Source organism: Shinella sp. GW821-FHT11G07, assembly GCF_058808115.1.
The window spans coordinates 17,253-37,010 of the sequence record NZ_JBXARJ010000019.1 but is presented as its reverse complement, the minus strand read 5'-3'; the positions used below and the strand labels follow the sequence as shown (position 1 = coordinate 37,010).

General features: G+C 61.9%; 16 protein-coding genes. 2 read left to right on the top strand and 14 right to left on the bottom strand.

From position 1 onward, the window contains the following. Positions 1 to 2: 2 nt before the first annotated feature. A complete protein-coding gene (locus AC1RT2_RS27945; RefSeq protein ID WP_493107225.1) occupies positions 3 to 1,154 on the top strand; it encodes a DMP19 family protein in 1,152 nt (383 codons plus the stop codon). A 99-nt stretch (positions 1,155 to 1,253) separates the two neighbouring features. On the opposite strand, the gene dnaE is transcribed toward AC1RT2_RS27945, so the two are convergent. Further along, entirely contained in the window at positions 1,254 to 4,751 is a 3,498-nt protein-coding gene (gene dnaE, locus AC1RT2_RS27940) for a DNA polymerase III subunit alpha (protein WP_493107223.1), read from the bottom strand. Positions 4,752 to 5,096: 345 nt separating this feature from the next. Here dnaE and AC1RT2_RS27935 point away from each other — a divergent pair, with 345 nt between their 5' ends. Continuing rightward, a complete protein-coding gene (locus AC1RT2_RS27935; protein WP_493107221.1) occupies positions 5,097 to 5,687 on the top strand; it encodes a hypothetical protein in 591 nt (196 codons plus the stop codon). Between the two features lie 49 nt (positions 5,688 to 5,736). Here AC1RT2_RS27935 and AC1RT2_RS27930 read toward each other — a convergent pair whose 3' ends face one another. From AC1RT2_RS27930 to nuoI, 13 genes are all read right to left on the bottom strand, one after another. Beyond that, positions 5,737 to 6,423 (bottom strand): ABC transporter ATP-binding protein, encoded by a 687-nt coding sequence (locus AC1RT2_RS27930; protein WP_069059101.1) that lies wholly within the window; start codon positions 6,421 to 6,423, stop codon positions 5,737 to 5,739. Between the two features lie 13 nt (positions 6,424 to 6,436). After that, positions 6,437 to 7,738, bottom strand: a complete 1,302-nt coding sequence (locus AC1RT2_RS27925; RefSeq protein ID WP_069059102.1) for a lipoprotein-releasing ABC transporter permease subunit — start codon at positions 7,736 to 7,738, stop codon at positions 6,437 to 6,439. Positions 7,739 to 7,768: 30 nt separating this feature from the next. Further along, entirely contained in the window at positions 7,769 to 9,097 is a 1,329-nt protein-coding gene (proS, locus tag AC1RT2_RS27920; RefSeq protein ID WP_493107218.1) for a proline--tRNA ligase, read from the bottom strand. 716 nt (positions 9,098 to 9,813) lie between these two features. After that, entirely contained in the window at positions 9,814 to 10,083 is a 270-nt protein-coding gene (locus AC1RT2_RS27915) for a DUF1467 family protein (protein ID WP_069059104.1), read from the bottom strand. A gap of 77 nt (positions 10,084 to 10,160) precedes the next feature. Continuing rightward, positions 10,161 to 10,565, bottom strand: coding sequence for a methylmalonyl-CoA epimerase (gene mce / locus AC1RT2_RS27910; RefSeq protein ID WP_069059105.1), 405 nt, complete (start codon positions 10,563 to 10,565; stop codon positions 10,161 to 10,163). Between the two features lie 195 nt (positions 10,566 to 10,760). After that, positions 10,761 to 12,428: a ribonuclease J gene (locus AC1RT2_RS27905; RefSeq protein WP_069059106.1), complete on the bottom strand. Its 1,668-nt coding sequence runs from the start codon at positions 12,426 to 12,428 to the stop codon at positions 10,761 to 10,763. A 15-nt stretch (positions 12,429 to 12,443) separates the two neighbouring features. Continuing rightward, positions 12,444 to 13,184: a biotin--[acetyl-CoA-carboxylase] ligase gene (locus AC1RT2_RS27900; protein WP_493107215.1), complete on the bottom strand. Its 741-nt coding sequence runs from the start codon at positions 13,182 to 13,184 to the stop codon at positions 12,444 to 12,446. Between the two features lie 23 nt (positions 13,185 to 13,207). Continuing rightward, positions 13,208 to 14,650: an NADH-quinone oxidoreductase subunit NuoN gene (gene nuoN / locus AC1RT2_RS27895; RefSeq protein WP_069059108.1), complete on the bottom strand. Its 1,443-nt coding sequence runs from the start codon at positions 14,648 to 14,650 to the stop codon at positions 13,208 to 13,210. A gap of 16 nt (positions 14,651 to 14,666) precedes the next feature. Continuing rightward, the gene (locus AC1RT2_RS27890) at positions 14,667 to 16,178 is read right to left on the bottom strand and encodes an NADH-quinone oxidoreductase subunit M (protein ID WP_069059109.1); all 1,512 of its coding nucleotides are present in this window, start codon (positions 16,176 to 16,178) and stop codon (positions 14,667 to 14,669) included. Then, a complete protein-coding gene (gene nuoL / locus AC1RT2_RS27885) occupies positions 16,178 to 18,175 on the bottom strand; it encodes an NADH-quinone oxidoreductase subunit L (protein WP_493107213.1) in 1,998 nt (665 codons plus the stop codon). The genes AC1RT2_RS27890 and nuoL overlap by 1 nt, the downstream gene beginning before the upstream one ends. A gap of 7 nt (positions 18,176 to 18,182) precedes the next feature. After that, complete coding sequence (gene nuoK, locus AC1RT2_RS27880) at positions 18,183 to 18,491, bottom strand: NADH-quinone oxidoreductase subunit NuoK (RefSeq protein ID WP_069059111.1); 309 nt, start codon at positions 18,489 to 18,491, stop codon at positions 18,183 to 18,185. Positions 18,492 to 18,518: 27 nt separating this feature from the next. Beyond that, the gene (locus AC1RT2_RS27875; protein ID WP_069059112.1) at positions 18,519 to 19,133 is read right to left on the bottom strand and encodes an NADH-quinone oxidoreductase subunit J; all 615 of its coding nucleotides are present in this window, start codon (positions 19,131 to 19,133) and stop codon (positions 18,519 to 18,521) included. A 101-nt stretch (positions 19,134 to 19,234) separates the two neighbouring features. Further along, positions 19,235 to 19,726, bottom strand: coding sequence for an NADH-quinone oxidoreductase subunit NuoI (gene nuoI / locus AC1RT2_RS27870; RefSeq protein WP_069059113.1), 492 nt, complete (start codon positions 19,724 to 19,726; stop codon positions 19,235 to 19,237). Positions 19,727 to 19,758 lie beyond the last annotated feature (32 nt).

Below are 19,758 nucleotides of genomic sequence, written 5' to 3'. Positions count from 1 at the left end.
TCATGTTCGGCAAGGTGTTCGGCAGGCGTGCAACCGCGCCCCAGCCGTCGCGAATCGTTCCGGTTTCCAGCGAACGTGCAGCGGATGCCGGTGAGCTCGTTGCGGCCGTGGTGGATTTCGTCAATCACCTCTTCACCCAAGGCTTCTATCGCCCTGAAGAGCTGCCACCTCATCTTGTCGATCTCTATCATGCAGATTTCTACGTCGCGCAGGTTTGCAACGGCGGGCATAGCCAATTCGTTCATAACTGCGGGGCACGGGTGCAAGCCATTTCCGCAAATGCCGAAGCGGGTCTGATGGCGATGGGTGCACATTCGCAGGCCGCCCTGGTGCACGAACTCGCCCTGTGGGTTGCCGCCAATCCGGAGAGCGCATCCGCTCAGACCGGCTTTACGGGTGGACGGGACCCTGCGCTTGACCGGTTGGATGCACGCTTCCGGACGGCCGATGAGAACGACCCCGCAACAGATCTCGCCGCAGCCTGGGTGAGGACATGGCCGGATATTCGCATCCTTGAGCACGTTGATTTCAACGCGGCTTGGGATCAAAGCGCCCTGTCGAACCCCAAACGATCCTCCCGCCTGTCAAAGGCGCGTGTCGAGACATTCCGGCAATCTCTTTCCGATCGCCCCCATCTCGCCCTAGGCTTGGCCGCTGACGATGCAGATGAAACGCTGCTCGACGACGGGAACGTGCAGACGATCGCACTTGACGGGCGTTATCAGGATGCCCGGATCATCCAGACAAGTTTCGGGCTGCGCGGCGCGGTTTACAACGGTGGCGACGTTCGCCTGTACGAGCTTCGATTTGAAGGCGGGGATGTCAACGTGACGGCGACCGTGCTTATCGGGTCGGCGAGAAAAGTCGACATAGACCGCTTCGTCGCCTTCATTGCAGGGGAGCCCGTTGCAGCAGCGGCCGATCTCCTGCTCAGCCGCGCCCGCCCCTTGGCAATCCACTGCACAATCCAGCCCTGCGGCGGCTACGACGGCATTCCCCATCCGGCCTTCCGAGTGACCGCAGGCGATGAAATCCTGATACTGGCGAAAGCGAAAACCGGGTACATCCTGGCGGGACAGAAGCCGGGAGAAATCTACGGACCCGTTCCCTACGCGCAGATCGCGGCGCACGAACAAGAGTTGCGCGACACCTGAAGCGCGCCTTGGGAAATCCTGCTTCCCCCCTGGCGGCCTAGGGCATGTCCAGCCGAAGCGACATCGCTTCGGCGTCGGATTATGCGGCAAAACAAGAATCTAGACCAGCTCCACATCCAGCACGCCGGGTGTCGAGCGCATGGCGGCGGCGATTTCGGCGGAAATGCGGAAGCGGTCGTTCAACTCCACTTCGATTTCGCGCTGGCCATTCTCCTTGATGACGATGAAGGAAACGAGGCCGTCGCCCTTGGTGTTCAGGTGGGCGGCGATAGAGCGCAGCGGGCCGGAATCGCGAACGTAGACACGCAGGGCCTTCTGCGTCTGGAGCGATTCCTCCTCCAGAGAACGCAGCGTCTGGATGCGCAGGCCGATGCCTTCCGGGCGCTCTTCCGCCTGCACGGTCATGACCAGCGATTTGCCGGCCTCCAGCAGGTCCCGGTACTGATTGAGCATCTCGGAAAACAGCACCGCCTCGAACTGGCCGGATGAATCCGAAAAGGCGACGATGCCCATCTTGTTGCCGGTGCGCGTCTTGCGCTCCTGCTTCGATGTCACCGTGCCGGCAAGGCGGCCGGCCGTCGCCCCGCGCTTCACCGCCACGGCAAAGTCGGCAAAGGTCTGCACCCGCATCTTCGAGAGGATGGGCGCGTAGGTGTCGAGCGGGTGGGCGGACAGGAAGAAGCCGAGCACCTGGAATTCGCGGTGCAGTTTTTCGGAGGCCAGCCAGGGCGTATAGGACGGCAGCGTGATGACCTCCGGCCCCGTGGCAGCACCCATGCCGAAAATGTCGCCCTGCCCGCTCGTCTTGTTCTCTTGGGCGCGCTGGGCAGCACCCAGCAACCGGTCAAGGCCGGCGATCATGGCGGCGCGGTCATGCCCGAAGCAATCGAAGGCGCCGGCAATGATCAGGCTTTCGAAAACGCGGCGGTTGACGAATTTCGGATCGATGCGCGTGCAGAAATCCTCAAGGCTCTTGAACGGCGTGTCGCCGCGGATCTGGACGATGTGCTGCACCGCCGCTTCGCCCACACCCTTGATGGCGGCGAGCGCATAATAGATGCGGTTCTCGCCGGTCTCGAAATGCGCGAAAGACGTCTGCACGGAGGGCGGGATGACCGCGATGCCGAGACGGCCGGCGTCCTGTCGGAAGTCGTTCAGCTTGTCCGTGTTGGACATATCGTAGGTCATCGACGCGGCGAGGAACTCGACCGGGTAATGCGCCTTCAGATAGGCCGTCTGGTAGGAAACGATGGCGTAGGCGGCGGCGTGCGACTTGTTGAAGCCGTAATTGGCGAACTTGGCGAGCAGGTCGAAGATCAGGTCGGACTGCGGCTTGGACACGCCATTCTTGACGGCACCATCGACGAAGCGGGCGCGCTGCTTGTCCATCTCCTCCTTGATCTTCTTGCCCATGGCGCGGCGCAGCAGGTCGGCCTCGCCGAGCGAGTAGCCCGACAGGACCTGGGCGATCTGCATCACCTGCTCCTGGTAGACGATAACGCCCTGCGTTTCCTTGAGCAGATGGTCGATCGTCGGGTGGATCGACTCGATCTCCTCCTCGCCATGCTTGCGGGCATTGTAGACGGGGATGTTTTCCATCGGGCCCGGGCGGTAGAGTGCCACGAGGGCGATGATGTCCTCGATGCAGTCGGGCCGCATGCCGATCAGCGCCTTGCGCATGCCGGCACTTTCCACCTGGAACACGCCGACCGTCTCGCCGCGCGACAGCATCTCGTAAGTCAGCTGATCGTCAAGCGGCAGGCTTTCGAGATTCACCTCGATGTCGCGCTTGCGGATGAAATCCACGGCGGTCTTCAAGACTGTCAGTGTCTTCAGGCCGAGGAAGTCGAATTTTACGAGCCCCGCCTGCTCCACCCATTTCATGTTGAACTGGGTGACCGGCATGTCGGAACGCGGATCGCGGTACATCGGCACGAGCTGCGACAGCGGCCGGTCGCCGATCACGATGCCGGCGGCGTGGGTCGAGGCGTGGCGGTAGAGGCCTTCGATCTTCTGGGCGATGTCGAGCAGGCGCGCGACGACCGGCTCCTTGTCCGCCTCCTCCTGCAGCTTCGGCTCCTCCTCGATTGCCTTGGAGAGCGGCGTCGGGTTGGCCGGGTTGTTCGGCACGAGCTTGCAGATCTTGTCGACCTGGCCATAGGGCATTTCCAGCACGCGGCCGACGTCGCGCAGTGCCGCGCGCGCCTGCAGCGAACCGAAGGTGATAATCTGCGCCACCTGCTCGCGGCCGTATTTCTGCTGCACGTAGCGGATCACCTCTTCGCGGCGATCCTGGCAGAAGTCGATGTCGAAGTCGGGCATCGAGACGCGTTCCGGGTTGAGGAAGCGTTCGAAGAGCAGCGAGAAGCGCAGCGGATCGACGTCGGTGATGGTCAGCGCATAGGCGACGAGCGAGCCCGCGCCCGAACCGCGGCCGGGGCCGACGGGAATGTTCTGCTGCTTGGCCCATTTGATGAAGTCGGCAACGATCAGGAAGTAGCCGGGAAACTTCATGCGCTCGATGACGCCCAGCTCGAAGTCCAGCCGCTCCCGATAATCCTGCTCGCTATAGCCGGGTGTCAGGCCGAGCAGTGCCATACGGCTCTCGAGACCTTCCACGGACTGGCGGCGAAGTTCTGCCGATTCGGCACGGTCCGCCTCGTCCGGATCATCCGTCGCCCCGGTGAAGCGCGGCAGGATGGGGTTGCGTGTCTTCAGCACGAAGGAGCAGCGCTTCGCGATCTCGACCGTGTTTTCCAAGGCCTCGGGCAGGTCGGCAAAGAGCTTTGCCATGTCCTTGCGGCTCTTGAGGTAGTGGTCGGGCGTCAGGCGGAAGCGGTTGTCGTCCGAGACCATCGCGTTGTGCGCCACCGCCATCAGCGCATCGTGGGCGTCGTAATCGTCCGGTGCCGGGAAGAAGGGTTCGTTGGTCGCGACCAGCGGCACATCCTCCGCATAGGCCAGTTCGACTATGCGCCGTTCATGCTGCTTGTCGTAACGCCCGTGGCGTTGCAGTTCGATATAAAGCCGGTCGCCGAACACCCGCTTCAGCGCATCCAGCCGCGCCCGCGCCACGGGAGGCTGCCCGGACAGGAAGGCCATATCGATCGGACCGCCGCGCGCGCCGGTGAGCGCAATCAGCCCCTCGGCGCCTTCCTCTTCCAGCCAGCTATAGGCGATGCGGACCGCCTGACTGCCCTCGCCGCCGAGATAGGCACGGCTGACAATGTCGACGAGGCGGACATAACCCGCGTCGGTTGCGGCAAGGAGAACGATCGACGGCAGCTTTTGAAGTTGCGCCTGCCCTCCGCGGCGCTCGCCTTCGCCCTCGTCTTCCATGTCGATCGACAGCTGGCAGCCGATCAGCGGCTGGATGCCGTCGCCGATCGCCTTCTGCGAAAATTCCAGCGCTGCGAACAGGTTGTTCGTATCGGTAATGGCGATGGCCGGCTGCTGGTCCGACGTTGCCTTGCCGATGATCTTCTTGATCGGCAAGGCGCCTTCCAGCAGCGAAAAGGCGGAATGCACGCGCAGATGCACAAATTGCGGTGTCTGCGCGGTTGTTCCGCTCTCCGTCTTTGGGGCTTCACTCGCCATCGGCATCTTCCTTCATATCTAGGAAAGAAGCTTAAGCGGATTCGCACCCGTCTCGTCCAGACGGTTCTTTGCATTGCACCCGGTTTCCACGTCGCGTGGCCCGGTATTCAGACGACGAACCCGGAAATATCAAATTCCGAAGAGGATGACGGAGAAGCTGGCGACGAACATGGCCATGGAGGCGAATGCAGCAAGGTCACGAAAGAAATCGGTCATTGTGGCTCCTTTTCCTTTTATGTTTCCAGTTTGTTCTATTCTTGTTCTCATGTCAACAGCTTTTCACAGGCCCACTGGACCGGCGTTCGCCAGCGCAATAAGGTCGCCTCGACCAATGGAGGAATAAAGATGAAGTTGTTGATTGCCGCCCTCATGCTATCGGCTGCCCTGCCCGCTCTTTCGGCTGCCGCAGATTTTCCGGCGGACCGCATCATCGCCATGGCGAGCGGCGACTGGAACAAGGACGGTACGCCGGATCTCGCCGTGGTGGCGACGCCGGGCGACGACAGCGGCGATGACAACGGGCTCTATGTCTACGTCGCCAAGCCGGAAGAGAACCGGCTGACGCTGGCACTATCCCTGCCGAACACGGTCTGGGGCAATCTGACGATGTATGGCCAGGAGCCGGAGCTGGCCGCCCTTGGCAACGGATCGTTCACGCTGACGACGAAGAACGATTCGATCGGCCGGGAGCGCTGGCGCGAGACGCTCACCATCGCCTATCGCAATTTCGACTTCATCGTCGCCGGCTACACGTATTCAGCCTACGACACCATTGCAGAGGACGGTGGAGAAAACCGCACGAACGACTGCGACCTCAACGTGCTGACGGGCAAGGGCAAGCGAAATGGCCAGGCCGTCGCGGACAAGGCGCAATTCGTCCTGCTCAAGGATTGGAGCAACAGCATACCGCGGTCGGTTTGCGGATTGGACAACTAACGCCGGCAATGCATGACACGCAGGACGGCCAAAATATCAGGCCGTCCGTTCAGGCGAGCTCGCGCACGAGCCCGTCCTCGATCGTCACGCGGCGATCCATCAGGCTGGCGAGCTGGTGGTTATGGGTGGCGATGAGGGCCGCCAGGCCGGACTGGCGCGCCAGCGCTTCGAGCGCCTCGAAGACGTAGCCGGCGGTTTCCGGATCAAGATTTCCCGTCGGCTCGTCGGCAAGCAGCAGCAGGGGCGCATTGGCGACGGCGCGGGCGATCGCCACGCGCTGCTGTTCGCCGCCGGACAGCTCCGACGGGCGGTGATCGGCACGGTGGCCGATACGCATGTAGTCGAGCAGCTGGGCGGCGCGTTCCCGCGCCTCTACCTTTGTGAGGCCGCCGATCAGCTGCGGCATCATGATGTTTTCCAGCGCGGTGAATTCCGGCAGCAGGTGATGGAACTGGTAGACGAAGCCGATCTCGTTGCGACGGATCGTCGTGCGCTGGTCGTCGGACAGCGTGGCACAGGAATGACCGTTGACGAAGACCTCGCCGGCATCCGGTTTTTCAAGCAGGCCGGCAATGTGCAGCAGGGTCGACTTGCCGGTGCCGGACGGTGCGACGAGCGCGACCGTCTCGCCGCTCCTCAGCGCAAAATCCGCGCCCCTGAGGATCGACAGCAGGGTTTCGCCCTGGCCGTAGTGCCGTTCGATGCCCTTGAGTTCCAAAGCGAGGCGCGCATTCATGGCGTTCTTGTTCCTATTCGTACCGCAGGGCCTGGACCGGATCGAGCTTGGAGGCACGCCAGGCGGGGAAGATCGTCGCGAGGAACGAGAGCACCAGCGCCATCAGGATGACCGAAACCGTCTCGCCGGCGTTCATGTCGGCCGGAAGCTGGCTCAGGAAATAGAGTTCAGGATTGAACAACGTCGTACCGGAAATCCAGGAGAAGAACTGGCGGATCGATTCGACGTTGAGGCAGACGATGACACCGAGCAGAACGCCGGCAAACGTGCCCACCGTGCCGATCGCCGCGCCGGTCATGAAGAAGATGCGCATGACCGCGCCGGACGTGGCGCCCATGGTGCGCAGGATCGCGATGTCGCTGCCCTTGTCCTTCACCAGCATGATAAGGCCGGAAATGATGTTGAGCGCGGCGACGAGCACGATCAGCGTCAGGATCATGAACATCACGTTGCGCTCGACCTGCAGGGCCGAGAAGAAAGTCTGGTTGCGCTGGCGCCAGTCGGTGATGAAGATCTGCCGTTCGGCCGCCGCCTCGATCGGCTGGCGCAGATCGTCGATGGCATCCGGATTTGAAACGAACAGCTCGATCGACTGCACGACGCCTTCGGAGTTGAAATAGAGCTGCGCTTCTTCCAAGGGCATGTAGATGATCGACGAGTCGTATTCCGACATGCCGATCTCGAAAATCGCGGAGACCGTGTAGGTTTTCACGCGCGGATTGACGCCAAGCGGCGTGACATCCCCTTCGGGAGCAACCAGCGTGATCTGGCCGCCGGCGCTGAGGCCGAGCTGTTCGGCCATGCGCGAGCCGATCGCCACGCCGCCGCCGGCGGCAAAGCCGACGAGGTCACCTTCCTTGAAATGATCCGAAACGGCCTTCATCTTGGCGAGGTCGTCAGCGCGGATGCCGCGCACCAGCGCGCCCGTGCCGCCGCCCGCCGTGCCCTGCGCCAGCGTCTGGCCCTCGACAAGCGGGATCGCCATGGTGACGCCCGGAACGGCGGAAAGACGCTCTGCCAGCTTGGCGAAATCGTTCAGCGGCGTATCGATCGGCTGGACGATCATGTGGCCGTTGATGCCGAGGATGCGCGAGATCAGCTCCGTGCGAAAGCCGTTCATGACGGCCATGACGATGATGAGCGTCGCGACCCCCAGCATGATGCCGATGAAGGAAAAGCCGGCGATGACCGAGATGAAGGCTTCCTTGCGCCGGGAGCGCAGGTAGCGCCAGGCGACCATCCGCTCGAAAGCGGAGAAGGGGCGGTTCTTCTTGTAGGCCTGAGCCTCGGTTGTCCCGCTCGCTGCGTCAGCCATGGTCCCCTCCCGTTGCCCCGGCGCGGCGCATCAATTGCCGGACGTCAGGCGGTTGATCGCCGCCTCGATGGTCAGCGTCTCGCGTTCGCCGGTCTTGCGGTCCTTGATCTCGACTTCGCCCGTGGCAACGCCGCGCGGGCCGGCAATGACCTGCACGGGTGCGCCGATCAGGTCGGCTGTCGCAAACTTGGCGCCGGCGCGCTCGTCCTTGTCGTCATAGAGCGTGTCGATGCCGGCATTCGAGAGCGCGCCGTAGATCGTCTCGCAGGCGGCGTCGCAGGCCGCATCGCCCGACTTCATGTTGATGACGATCGCCTCGAAGGGCGCCACGGCCTTCGGCCAGATGATGCCGTTCTCGTCATGCGAGGCTTCGATGATCGCGGGCACGAGGCGCGTCGGGCCTATGCCGTAGGAGCCCATATGCACGGCATGTTCCTTGCCGTCGGGACCCTGGACCTTGGCGCCCATGACGTCGGAATACTTCGTGCCGAAATAGAAGATGTGGCCGACTTCGATGCCGCGGGCCGACAGGCGTTCGCCTTCCGCGATTGCATCGAAAGCGGGCGCGTCATGCATTTCGGAGGTCGCCGCGTAGCGCGAGGTCCACTTTTCGAAGATGGCGCGCAGACCGGCGACATCCTCGAAATTGGTGTCGAGGCCGGGAACGTCGAAGTTCAGAAAATCCTTGTGGCAGAAGACTTCCGACTCGCCGGTGTCGGCAAGGATGATGAACTCGTGGCTGAGATTGCCGCCGATCGGGCCGGTATCGGCACGCATCGGAATGGCGCGCAGACCCATGCGCGAGAAGGTGCGCAGATAGGCCGCGAACATACGGTTATAGGCATGCTCGGCGCCTTCACGCGTCAGGTCGAAGGAATAGGCGTCCTTCATCAGGAATTCGCGCGAGCGCATGGTGCCGAAACGCGGGCGCATCTCGTCGCGGAATTTCAGCTGGATATGGTAGAGGTTGAGCGGCAGGTCCTTGTAGGACTTCACGTACGAACGGAAGACGTCCGTGATCATTTCCTCGTTGGTGGGACCATAGAGCATCGGGCGCTCCTGGCGGTCCTTGATGCGCAGCATCTCCTTGCCGTAGGCGTCGTAGCGACCGCTCTCCTGCCAAAGTTCGGCGGATTGCAGCGTCGGCATCAAAAGCTCGACGGCGCCGGCGCGGTTCTGCTCCTCGCGGATGATGGCGTTCACCTTGTCCAGCACGCGCTTGCCCAGCGGCAGCCAGGTATAGATGCCCTGGGACTGTTGCTTGACCATGCCGGCACGCAGCATGAGCCGGTGCGAGACGATCTCGGCCTCTTTGGGGTTTTCCTTGAGGATGGGCAGGAAGAAGCGTGAAAGGCGCATATCGGTTTCCAGCGGGACTGATCCGCCCTATTCGGGGAATCGGGCAAAATGACGTTGATTTTCACGCGTTCATAACCGCTTCGCCGCAGGAAGGGAACCCGGCAGGCCAAGCAGGCATGCAAGGCCGAAGCACGACGCACAGGCGCAGTGCCGTTCCGAGAAATGTGGCGGAAAAATGGGGGCGTCAATAACAGAAATTGCGCATAGGTTGTCAACGGAAAAATTTTATTCCACTGTAGCAAAAATGCAAAAAAAGCGGATGACAACGCCTAAGCTTTGGGCTAGTTTCAGGTCACAAAACAGGCAGGAAGTACAAATTCCTGCCATTTCGCGGTCAAGTCTTGGGAGGATCAGATCTTAGGCGCGCGTAGACGCTGCCACCGCACAACGGATAGAGATCACGCGATACCTGTAAAACAAGGCTTTTAGCCTTGTTTTTTTTTGCCTTTTTCCCATTAGACTTTCGCTTTATCAATTTCTCGCCTGGGGTCCATGCGTCAAAGACGCACACCGTCGCGCGCTGCGACACTCCGCCTCACGCATGGTGAGAAAATCCGGACCGGTTTGCATGACTCAAGGGCAGGCACGGGCTGCAAGCGGGCTTTTTCCGGCGCAATCTGACGATCGCCAAACGGAAGACTATTCTCCCCGACCCCGAAGACGGGGAATGGCTTGCTTTCGCCAGGTGAACGGCCGTTAACCTTTGCGGCGACCGCTTATTTGAAATTCGGCATGAATTGCGGGATGGAATCGATGCCATAGCCGAGGCGCACCGACACGACATACCAACAGCCATAGATGATGGCGGAGATCAGCGTCGTGATGAGCATCACCCGCCCGCCACGGAATCGCGCAGGCGCGCTTTCCACCGTGCCAGGCACAATCTCTTGCGCCTCGCCCTGGGTCTTCATTCCGAAGGGCAGGACGGCAAAAAGCGTCAACCACCAGACGATGAAGTAGACGGCGAAAAAGGAAAACCACTGCATGGACGAGCCCTCGTGCGACAGGCGGTCTTGTACGCCGGTCGCGGGTGAAGTTCAAATGGCCAAAGGGCGGCGTGCTGTCACACCTCTTCGAGTTCGACCAACGTGCCGAAAAAATCCTTGGGGTGGAGAAAGAGCACCGGCTTGCCATGCGCGCCCGTCTTCGGATTGCCGTCGCCAAGCACACGGGCGCCGCTGGCCACCAGCCGGTCGCGGGCAGCGAGAATGTCATCCACCTCGTAGCAAATATGGTGCATGCCGCCTGCGGGCGCTTTTTCGAGAAAGGCGGCAATCGGCGAGGCGTCGCCGAGCGGCGCCAGCAATTCTACCTTGGTGTTCGGCAGTTCGACGAACACCACCGTCACACCATGCTCCGGCAGGGCCTGCGGTTCGGAAACCCTGGCGCCCAGTGTGTCACGATAGGTCGCGGTGGCGGCAGCAAGATCCGGCACGGCGATGGCGATGTGGTTGACCTTACCGAGCATGGCTGTCTCCTCTTATGGGGCTAGGCGTTGGAACAGGCCCCCTCATCCGCCTGCCGGCACCTTCTCCCCGCTGGGGAGAAGGGAGAAAACGAGACGTCTGCAATCTCCCCTTCTCCCCTGAGGGAGACGGTGGCCCGAAGGGCCGAATGAGGGGGAATTCGCATCCCCGGCATCATCCAGCCGCAAAATCGGGAATCAGACTTTCGTCAGGAAGACCGTCACGACGGGCTTCTTGCCCCAGATCTCGTTTGCCGTGGAGCGGACGGCGCGACGCACGGCCTCGCGCACCATTTCCAGGTCCTTGCGGCGGGCGCGCGGAATGCTTTCGACGGCGCCGAGCACGGCGTCATAGAGCGTGTCGCCCATATCCTCGCCCTCGTCATCGAACTGCGGCAGGCCGAAGGGCTCGACTTCGGGATCACCCATGAAGTCGAAGCGGCTGTCGAGCAGGATGCTGACGGCGACGTGGCCGACGAAAGCGAGCTTCCGGCGATCGCCGATGCCCATTTCCTCATAGTCGCCGATCAGGCTGCCATCCTTGAAGATGCGGCCGAACGGCGCGTGGTCGACGACCTCGGGCTCGCCCGGTGCAAGCTTGAGCACATCGCCGTTGCGCACACGCGGGACCTTGGCAATGCCGGACTGTTCGGCAAGCTCGGCATGCGCCGTCAGGTGCACCGCCTCGCCATGCACCGGCACGACCATCTTGGGGCGCGTCCATGTGTACATCTGCTGCAGTTCCGTCCGGCGCGGATGGCCGGACACGTGCACCAGTGCCTCGCTATCGGTAATCACGTTGATGCCCTGTTCGACCAGGCCATTCTTGATGTCGTTGATCGCCTTCTCGTTGCCCGGAATAGCGCGCGAGGAAAAGATGATCGTGTCGCCATCCGTGAAGGCGACGTTGCGCATCTCGTCGCGGGCGATCTTGGCGAGCGCTGCACGCGGTTCGCCCTGGCTGCCCGTCAGGATGACGACGACCTTGTCGCGCGGAATGTAGCCAAACTCGTCTTCCGCGATGAACGGCTTCAGCCCTTCCATCAGGCCGATATCGCGCGCAACCTCGGTCACGCGCTTCATGGAACTGCCGAGCAGCAGCACCTCGCGCCCGGCGGCTTCGGCAGCCTGCGCGATCGAACGGATACGGCCGACATTCGAGGAGAAGGTGGTGATGCCCACCCTGCCCTCGGACGACTCGATGATCTTGGTGAGGCTCTCCGAGACTTCGCGCTCCGACGGCGAAACGCCGTCGCGAAGCGCGTTCGTGCTGTCGCAGATCAGCGCCAGCACACCCTCGTCGCCAAGCTTGCGGAAGCGGGCCTCGTCGGTCAGCGGCCCAAGCGACGGGTCGAGGTCGATCTTCCAGTCACCCGTATGGATGACAGTGCCGAGCGGCGTCTTGATCGCCAGCGACATCGGCTCGGGAATGGAGTGGTTGACGCCGATCGCCTCGATTTCGAACGGGCCGACATTGATGCGGTCGCCCTGCTTGAAGATGGTGACCGGGATTTCGGTGCGGCTGCGCTCGTAGTTGCGCTTGGCTTCCAGCATGCCCGCCGTGAAGGGCGAGGCATAGACCGGGACGTTGAGGCCCGGCCAGAGATCGTTCAGCGCGCCATAATGGTCTTCATGCGCATGGGTGATGATGATGCCCTTGAGCTTCTCACGTTCCTTCGCGAGGAAGCGGATATCGGGCAGCACCAGGTCGACGCCCGGCAGGTCCGGCCCGGGAAAGGTGACGCCGCAATCGACCATGATCCACTGACGGTTCGCCTTCGGGCCATAGCCGTAGAGCGCCAGGTTCATGCCGATTTCGCCGACGCCGCCAAGCGGCAGGAATACCAGTTCGTCTTCTTTTGCCATCGGGTTCAGAAAGTCCTATCCAAAAAACACGTCGCCGGCCGCGATCAGTCGCGTGCCGCCATCATCCGTCTCCAGTTTCAGGAGACCTGTATCATCAATTCCAGAAAAGCGCCCGGAAATAGAACGGTCGGGAAGATTGACCGTTATGTTTTCGCCGATGCCGCCAGCCACCTGTTTCCAGCGTTCCATGATGGCCGAAATCCCGTGTCCGCTGTCCCACAGCGACAGCGTTTCGGCCATCGACTGGAAGAGATGGGCGAACAATTCATCCGGGGACGCGAAGGCGCCGAAATCACGCAGCGTCGCCACGGGGTAGAGCCCGGCATCCGGCGCCACCGACACGTTGATACCGATACCGATCACCAGCCCATGCCGGCCATCCGGCAACGTTTCGCCTTCGATCAGGATGCCGCAGACCTTGCGGCGGTCGACGAGAATATCGTTCGGCCACTTGATCACCACATCGGGGGCATCGAGCGGCATGATGCGGCTCACCGCCCCCTGCACGGCCACGGCAACCGCCAACGGCAAGGAACCCAACCGCTCCAGGGGCGCGGCGTCTATCAGCAGCAGAGAGGCATAGAGATTGCCGGGCTCGGAAAACCATGCCCGGCCGCGCCGGCCGCGGCCGCCCGTCTGCCGTTGCGCGGTAATCCAGAGACCGGAAAGCGCGCCCTTTCGGGCGCGCTCCAGGCATTCCGTATTGGTCGAGCCCACATCGCCGAGCGCCTCATGGCAAAAGTCATCGAGTGACATCCGCCGAGGAGTGCCAGACCCGCTCAAAAGAAGGTCCGTGCCGCGGTTTCAGCGGCGGCGCCGATCGGGCCACCGATCAGCACATAGCCGAGGACGAACAGGCCGGAGAGGCCGAAGACCAGTTTCAATTCGCCGGCCGTGCGGGCGAATTCGCCGGTCGCCTCGTCGAACCACATCACCTTGATGATGCGCAGATAGTAGTAGGCGCCGACGACCGAGGCGAGCACGCCGATGATGGCAAGCGCATAGAGATGCGCTTCAATCGCCGCCATGAACACGAAGTACTTGGCGAAGAAGCCTGCCATCGGCGGGATGCCGGCGAGCGAAAACATCAGGATCGTCAGCACGGTCGCCATGAACGGATTGGTCGAGGACAGACCGGCAAGATCGTCGATGTTCTCGACATTGCCGCCTTCCTTGCGGCGCATGGCGAGGATGCAGGCAAAGGTGCCGAGCGTCATGACCATGTAGATGAGCATGTAGAGCGCGACGCCGCGCACACCGGCCATGGAGCCGGAGGCAAGGCCGACGAGCGCATAGCCCATGTGGCCGATCGAGGAATAGGCCATCAGGCGCTTGATGTTGCGCTGGCCGATCGCCGCGAAGGAGCCGAGCAGCATGGAGGCAATCGAGATGAACACGATGACCTGCTGCCAGTCGGCAACGACGGGCTCGAAAGCCTCGATGACGATACGCACCAGCATGGCCATGGCGGCGACCTTGGGGGCAGCGGCAAAGAACGCCGTAACCGGGGTCGGCGCGCCTTCGTAGACGTCCGGCGTCCACATGTGGAACGGCACGGCCGAGATCTTGAAGGCGAGGCCGGCAAGGATGAACACCAGGCCGAAGACGAGGCCGAGCGAGCGGCCTTCTGCCGTCAGGGCAGCTGCAATTTCCTGGAAGCCGATCTGGCCGGTGAAGCCATAAACCAGCGACATGCCGTAGAGCAGCATGCCCGAGGAAAGGGCGCCGAGCACGAAGTACTTCAGGCCGGCTTCCGTCGAGCGCAGGCTATCGCGGTTGATCGCGGCGACGACGTAGAGCGCCAGCGACTGGAGTTCCAGCGCGAGATAGAGCGACAGCAGGCTATTGGCCGAAATCATCAGCAACATGCCGAGCGTCGACAAGACGATAAGAACCGGGAACTCGAAACGGTCGAGTTGTTCCGAACGGGCATGGCCGACGGTCATCACCATGGCGGTGATGGAACCGATCAGCGCCAGCACCTTCATGAACTTGGCGAAGGCATCGGAGACGAAGGCGCCGCCATAGGCCTGGCCCTCGCCCGTAGCGAGCACCAGCCAGAGACCGGAGATGATCAGCAGCGCGACGGCAAGGCCGGTGACGGTCGTGCCCGAGCGTTCGCCGGAAAAAACACCGATCATCAGCAAGGCAAGCGCGCCGATGGCGAGAATGATCTCCGGGGTCGAGAGCTGAAGGCTGGCGAGGATTGTATCAGCAGTCATGTCTTGGGTCCCGTCGTCAGTTCGCCGTCAGCGCAACGGATTGCGCCGCCTGCAGAGCCGCGGAGTAGTTATTGAGCAGCGCGTCGACCGAGGCCGCCGTCGCATCGAATACCGGCGCCGGATAGACACCGTAGAAGATCGTGAGGATCAGGAGCGGATAGAGCAGCAGTTTTTCGCGCGCATCGAGATCGAGAAGCGACTTCAGGCTTTCCTTCTCGAGCGCACCGAAGATCACCCGGCGATAGAGCCAGAGCGCATAGGAGGCAGAGAGGATGACGCCCGTGGTAGCGAACAGCGCCACCCAGGTGTTGGCGCGGAAGATGCCGATCAGCGTCATGAATTCGCCGACGAAACCCGAAGTGCCCGGAAGGCCCACGTTTGCCATGGTGAAGATCATGAAGGCGACGGCGTACTTCGGCATGTTATTGACGAGGCCGCCATAGGCCGCGATCTCGCGGGTGTGCAGCCGGTCATAGACGACGCCGACGCAAAGGAAGAGCGCGCCGGAGACGATGCCGTGCGACAGCATCTGGAAGATGGCGCCCTGAAGACCCTGCGCATTCGCCGCGAAGATGCCCATGGTGACGTAGCCCATATGGGCGACCGACGAATAGGCGATCAGCTTCTTGATGTCGTCCTGCATCAGCGCCACCAGCGAGGTGTAGATGATGGCGATGACCGACAGCGCGAAGACGAAGGGTGCAAAGTAGTCCGAAGCGAGCGGGAACATGGCGAGCGAGAAACGGATGAAACCGTAGCCGCCGAGCTTCAGGAGGACACCGGCCAGGATGACCGAACCCGCCGTCGGCGCCTGGACGTGCGCGTCCGGAAGCCAGGTGTGGACCGGCCACATCGGCATCTTCACCGCGAAGGAGGCGAAGAAGGCGAGCCACAGCCAGGTCTGCATATGGGCCGGGAAGTTATAGGCGAGCAGTTCCGTGATGTCCGTCGTGCCGGCCTGCCAGTACATCGCCATGATGGCGAGCAGCATCAGCACCGAGCCGAGCAGCGTGTAGAGGAAGAACTTGTAGGAGGCGTAGACGCGATCCTTGCCGCCCCACACGCCGATGATGATGAACATCGGAATGAGGCCGGCTTCGAAGAACACGTAGAACAGCACGATGTCGAGCGACACGAAGACGCCGACCATGAACACTTCCAGAAGCAGGAAGGCGATCATGTATTCGCGCAGGCGCTTTTCGACCGAATGCCAGCTTGCGAGCACGCAGAACGGCATCAGGAAGGTCGACAGGATGACGAACAGCATGGAAATGCCGTCGACGCCGAGATGGTAGGAAATGCCGGTGCCCAGCCATTCGGCCTTCTCGACCATCTGGAAGCCGGGATTCGCGTTGTCGAAACCGATCCAGATGAACAGCGAGAGCACGAAGGTGAAGACCGTCGTCAGCAGCGACACGTTCAGGATGTTGCGGCGGCCATACGGGCTGTCTTCCCGCGTCAGCAGCAGAAGCGCCACGCCGACGAGCGGGAGAAAGGTGACCGCTGAAAGAATGGGCCAATCGGTCATCAGAGGGAGCTCCCGAGCATCATCCAGGTGACGAGTGCTGCAATACCCAGCAGCATCGCGAATGCGTAGTGATAGAGGTAACCGGTCTGGAGGCGCACGACACGATCCGTGACGTCCATAACGCGGGCGGCGATGCCGTTCGGGCCGAGACCGTCGATGACGGAGCCGTCACCCTTCTTCCAGAGGAACTTGCCGATCCGCATGGCGGGACGGACGAAGAGGAAGTCGTACAGCTCGTCGAAGTACCACTTGTTGAGCAGGAACTGGTAGAGGCCGCGATGCTGCTCGGCGAGGTATTTCGGCGTTTCCGGCGAGCGGATGTACATGTACCAGGCGGTGACGAAGCCCAGTGCCATGGCAGCAAACGGGCTCCACTTCACCCAGAGCGGGACGTGGTGATACTCGTTGACCAGCTCGTTTTCCGGCAGCGTGAACAGGGCGCCCTGCCAGAATTCGGCATAGTGATGCCCGAAGAAATACTCGACGAAGATCACGCCCGCCACAACCGCACCGGCGGCCAGCAGATAGAGCGGGATCAGCATGACGGCAGGCGATTCGTGCACATGGTGCATGACGTCTGCGGAGGCGCGGGGCTTACCGAAGAAGGTCATGAAGGCCAGGCGCCAGGAGTAGAAGCTCGTGAAGAGCGCCGCGATGACCAGCATCACGAAGGCGAAGCCGGCGACCGGGCTATGCGAGGCGAAGGTCGATTCGATGATCGCGTCCTTCGAGAAGAAGCCGGCGAAGCCGATGACCGTGCCCGGGATGCCGACGCCGGTCAGCGCCAGCGTGCCGATCGTCATCATCCAGAAGGTGATCGGGATGTGTTTGCGCAAGCCGCCCATGTAGCGCATGTCCTGCTCGCCATCGACGGCGTGGATGACCGAGCCGGCGCCAAGGAACAGGAGCGCCTTGAAGAAGGCGTGCGTGAAGAGGTGGAAGATCGCCGCGCCATAAGCGCCGATGCCGAGCGCGACGAACATGTAGCCGAGCTGCGAGCAGGTCGAATAGGCGATGACGCGCTTAATGTCGTTCTGCACGAGGCCGACCGTCGCCGCGAAGAAAGCGGTGATAGCACCGACGAGCGTCACGACCATGAGGGCGGTGTGCGACAGTTCGAACAGCGGCGACATACGAGCGACGAGGAAGACGCCGGCGGTGACCATGGTAGCGGCATGGATGAGGGCTGACACCGGGGTCGGGCCTTCCATGGCGTCCGGCAGCCAAGTGTGCAGCAGGAACTGTGCCGACTTGCCCATCGCGCCCATGAAGAGCAGCAGGCAGGTGGCGGTCAGCGCATGCGACTTGTCGAGCGTCATGCCGAAGAGGTTGATGACGGGCGCTGTCGCATCCGCTGCACCTTCGGCCGGCAGGTAGGTCGCGGCGGTTGCGAAGATCGTCTCCAGGTTGATCGAGCCGAACAGCACGAAGACGCTGGAAATGCCCAGGATGAAACCGAAGTCGCCGACGCGGTTGACGATGAAGGCCTTCATGGCGGCAGCGCAGGCCGACGGCTTCTTGTACCAGAAGCCGATCAGCAGATACGATGCCAGGCCCACGCCTTCCCAGCCGAAGAACATCTGGAGAAGATTGTCCGACGTCACCAGCATCAACATGGCGAAGGTGAAGAGCGAGAGATAGGCGAAGAAGCGCGGCCGATGCGGATCGTGGTGCATGTAGCCGATCGAATAGACGTGCACGAGCGTCGAGACCGAGTTCACGACGACGAGCATGACGGCCGTCAGCGTATCGACGCGGAACGCCCATTCGACATCGAAGCCGCCGGACTGGATCCAGCGCAGCACGCTGACCTTGACCATCTCCGTCTCGCCCATCGCGACGTCGAAGAAGACGATCCACGACAGGACTGCCGCCAGGATCATGAAGCCGGAAGTGACGTATTCGGACGCCTTGGCGCCGATGGCATTGCCGCCGATGCCAGCGATCAGGAAGCCGGTCAAAGGAAGGAAGACGATTGCCTTGATGATGGTATCCATGACCCGATCAGCCCTTCATCATATTGACGTCTTCGACGGCGATCGAACCGCGGTTGCGGTAGAAGACGACGAGAATTGCAAGACCGATGGCCGCTTCCGCAGCCGCAACGGTCAGAATGAACAGCGCGAAGACCTGGCCGACGATATCGTTCAGGAAGGCCGAGAACGCGACCATGTTGATGTTGACCGACAGCAGGATGAGCTCGATCGACATCAGGATGACGATGACGTTCTTCCGGTTCAGGAAGATGCCGAAGACGCCCAGGGTGAAGAGGATGGCGCTGACGGTGAGATAGTGGGAAATACCGATTTCCATGATGTTTTTCCTTGGTCCCGCGCTGCCTCAGATGCCCTGGCCGGGCTTCACCTTGACGACCTCGACAGCGGTTTCCGGCGTGCGGGCAACCTGCTGCGAGATGTTCTGGCGTTTGATATGTGGCTTGTGGCGCAGCGTCAGCACGATCGCACCGATCATCGCGACGAGCAGCACGAGGCCGGCGATCTGGAAGAAGTAGATGTAATGCGTATAGAGCACGTCGCCGAGGGCTGCCGTGTTCGTCCGCTCGGAGACCGGCGGGATCGGCATCGAAATGTTGCTAGCGATTTCCGGCGAGAAGGTCGAGCCGCCGACGACGATGACGAGTTCGGCCGCAAGGATGAGACCGATCAGCGCGCCGACCGGGGCATATTCAAGCGCGCCCGACCGTAGCTCGGCGAAATCGATGTCGAGCATCATCACGACGAAGAGGAAGAGAACCGCGACCGCGCCGACATAGACGACGAGCAGGATCATCGCCAGGAACTCGGCGCCCGTCAGCAGGAACAGGCCCGCCGAATTGAAGAAGGTGAGGATCAGGAACAACACGGAATAAACCGGGTTCCTCGACGCAATCACCATGAAGGCGGACGCCACCGCCACGAAGGCGAAGAGATAGAAGAATAGAGCCTGCAGACCCATTTTGGTGCCTTTTCGTCTTCCCCGGAGAAGGTCCCCCTCCCCCGTCGAAGCCTGACGATCCTCTCGTCAGGCACTTCAAGTTCATTTTGCCTTTCCGCCGATCAGCGGTAAGGCGAGTCGATAGCGATGTTGCGGGCAATTTCCCGCTCCCAGCGATCGCCGTTCTCGAGCAGCTTCTGCTTGTCGTAGTAAAGCTCTTCGCGCGTCTCGGTCGCGAACTCGAAGTTCGGGCCTTCGACGATGGCGTCGACCGGGCAGGCTTCCTGGCAGAAGCCGCAATAGATGCACTTCACCATGTCGATGTCGTAACGCACCGTGCGGCGCGTGCCGTCATTACGGCGCGGACCCGCCTCGATGGTGATGGCCTGAGCGGGACAGATCGCTTCGCAGAGCTTGCAGGCGATGCAGCGCTCTTCGCCGTTCGGGTAACGGCGCAGCGCGTGTTCGCCGCGGAAGCGCGGAGAAACCGGCCCCTTTTCGAAGGGATAGTTCACCGTCGCCTTCGGGCGGAAGAAGTAGCGCATCGACAGGAAGAACGCGCCGACGAATTCCTTGAGGAACAGCGAATTGACGGCTTGTGAGAGACTAGCCATTTCAAGCTCCAATGCTGCTGATGGTCAGGGTG

Coding starts and splice junctions, on each gene's coding strand:
- AC1RT2_RS27925 (WP_069059102.1), bottom strand. CDS start 7,738: ATGGCTGACGCAGCGAGCGGGACAACCGAGGCTCAGGCCTACAAGAAG.
- AC1RT2_RS27890 (WP_069059109.1), bottom strand. CDS start 16,178: ATGACCGATTGGCCCATTCTTTCAGCGGTCACCTTTCTCCCGCTCGTC.
- proS (WP_493107218.1), bottom strand. CDS start 9,097: ATGCGCCTTTCACGCTTCTTCCTGCCCATCCTCAAGGAAAACCCCAAA.
- AC1RT2_RS27935 (WP_493107221.1), top strand. CDS start 5,097: ATGAAGTTGTTGATTGCCGCCCTCATGCTATCGGCTGCCCTGCCCGCT.
- AC1RT2_RS27900 (WP_493107215.1), bottom strand. CDS start 13,184: ATGTCACTCGATGACTTTTGCCATGAGGCGCTCGGCGATGTGGGCTCG.
- AC1RT2_RS27945 (WP_493107225.1), top strand. CDS start 3: ATGTTCGGCAAGGTGTTCGGCAGGCGTGCAACCGCGCCCCAGCCGTCG.
- dnaE (WP_493107223.1), bottom strand. CDS start 4,751: ATGGCGAGTGAAGCCCCAAAGACGGAGAGCGGAACAACCGCGCAGACA.
- nuoK (WP_069059111.1), bottom strand. CDS start 18,491: ATGGAAATCGGTATTTCCCACTATCTCACCGTCAGCGCCATCCTCTTC.
- AC1RT2_RS27875 (WP_069059112.1), bottom strand. CDS start 19,133: ATGGGTCTGCAGGCTCTATTCTTCTATCTCTTCGCCTTCGTGGCGGTG.
- nuoN (WP_069059108.1), bottom strand. CDS start 14,650: ATGACTGCTGATACAATCCTCGCCAGCCTTCAGCTCTCGACCCCGGAG.
- mce (WP_069059105.1), bottom strand. CDS start 10,565: ATGCTCGGTAAGGTCAACCACATCGCCATCGCCGTGCCGGATCTTGCT.
- AC1RT2_RS27915 (WP_069059104.1), bottom strand. CDS start 10,083: ATGCAGTGGTTTTCCTTTTTCGCCGTCTACTTCATCGTCTGGTGGTTG.
- nuoL (WP_493107213.1), bottom strand. CDS start 18,175: ATGGATACCATCATCAAGGCAATCGTCTTCCTTCCTTTGACCGGCTTC.
- AC1RT2_RS27930 (WP_069059101.1), bottom strand. CDS start 6,423: ATGAATGCGCGCCTCGCTTTGGAACTCAAGGGCATCGAACGGCACTAC.
- AC1RT2_RS27905 (WP_069059106.1), bottom strand. CDS start 12,428: ATGGCAAAAGAAGACGAACTGGTATTCCTGCCGCTTGGCGGCGTCGGC.
- nuoI (WP_069059113.1), bottom strand. CDS start 19,726: ATGGCTAGTCTCTCACAAGCCGTCAATTCGCTGTTCCTCAAGGAATTC.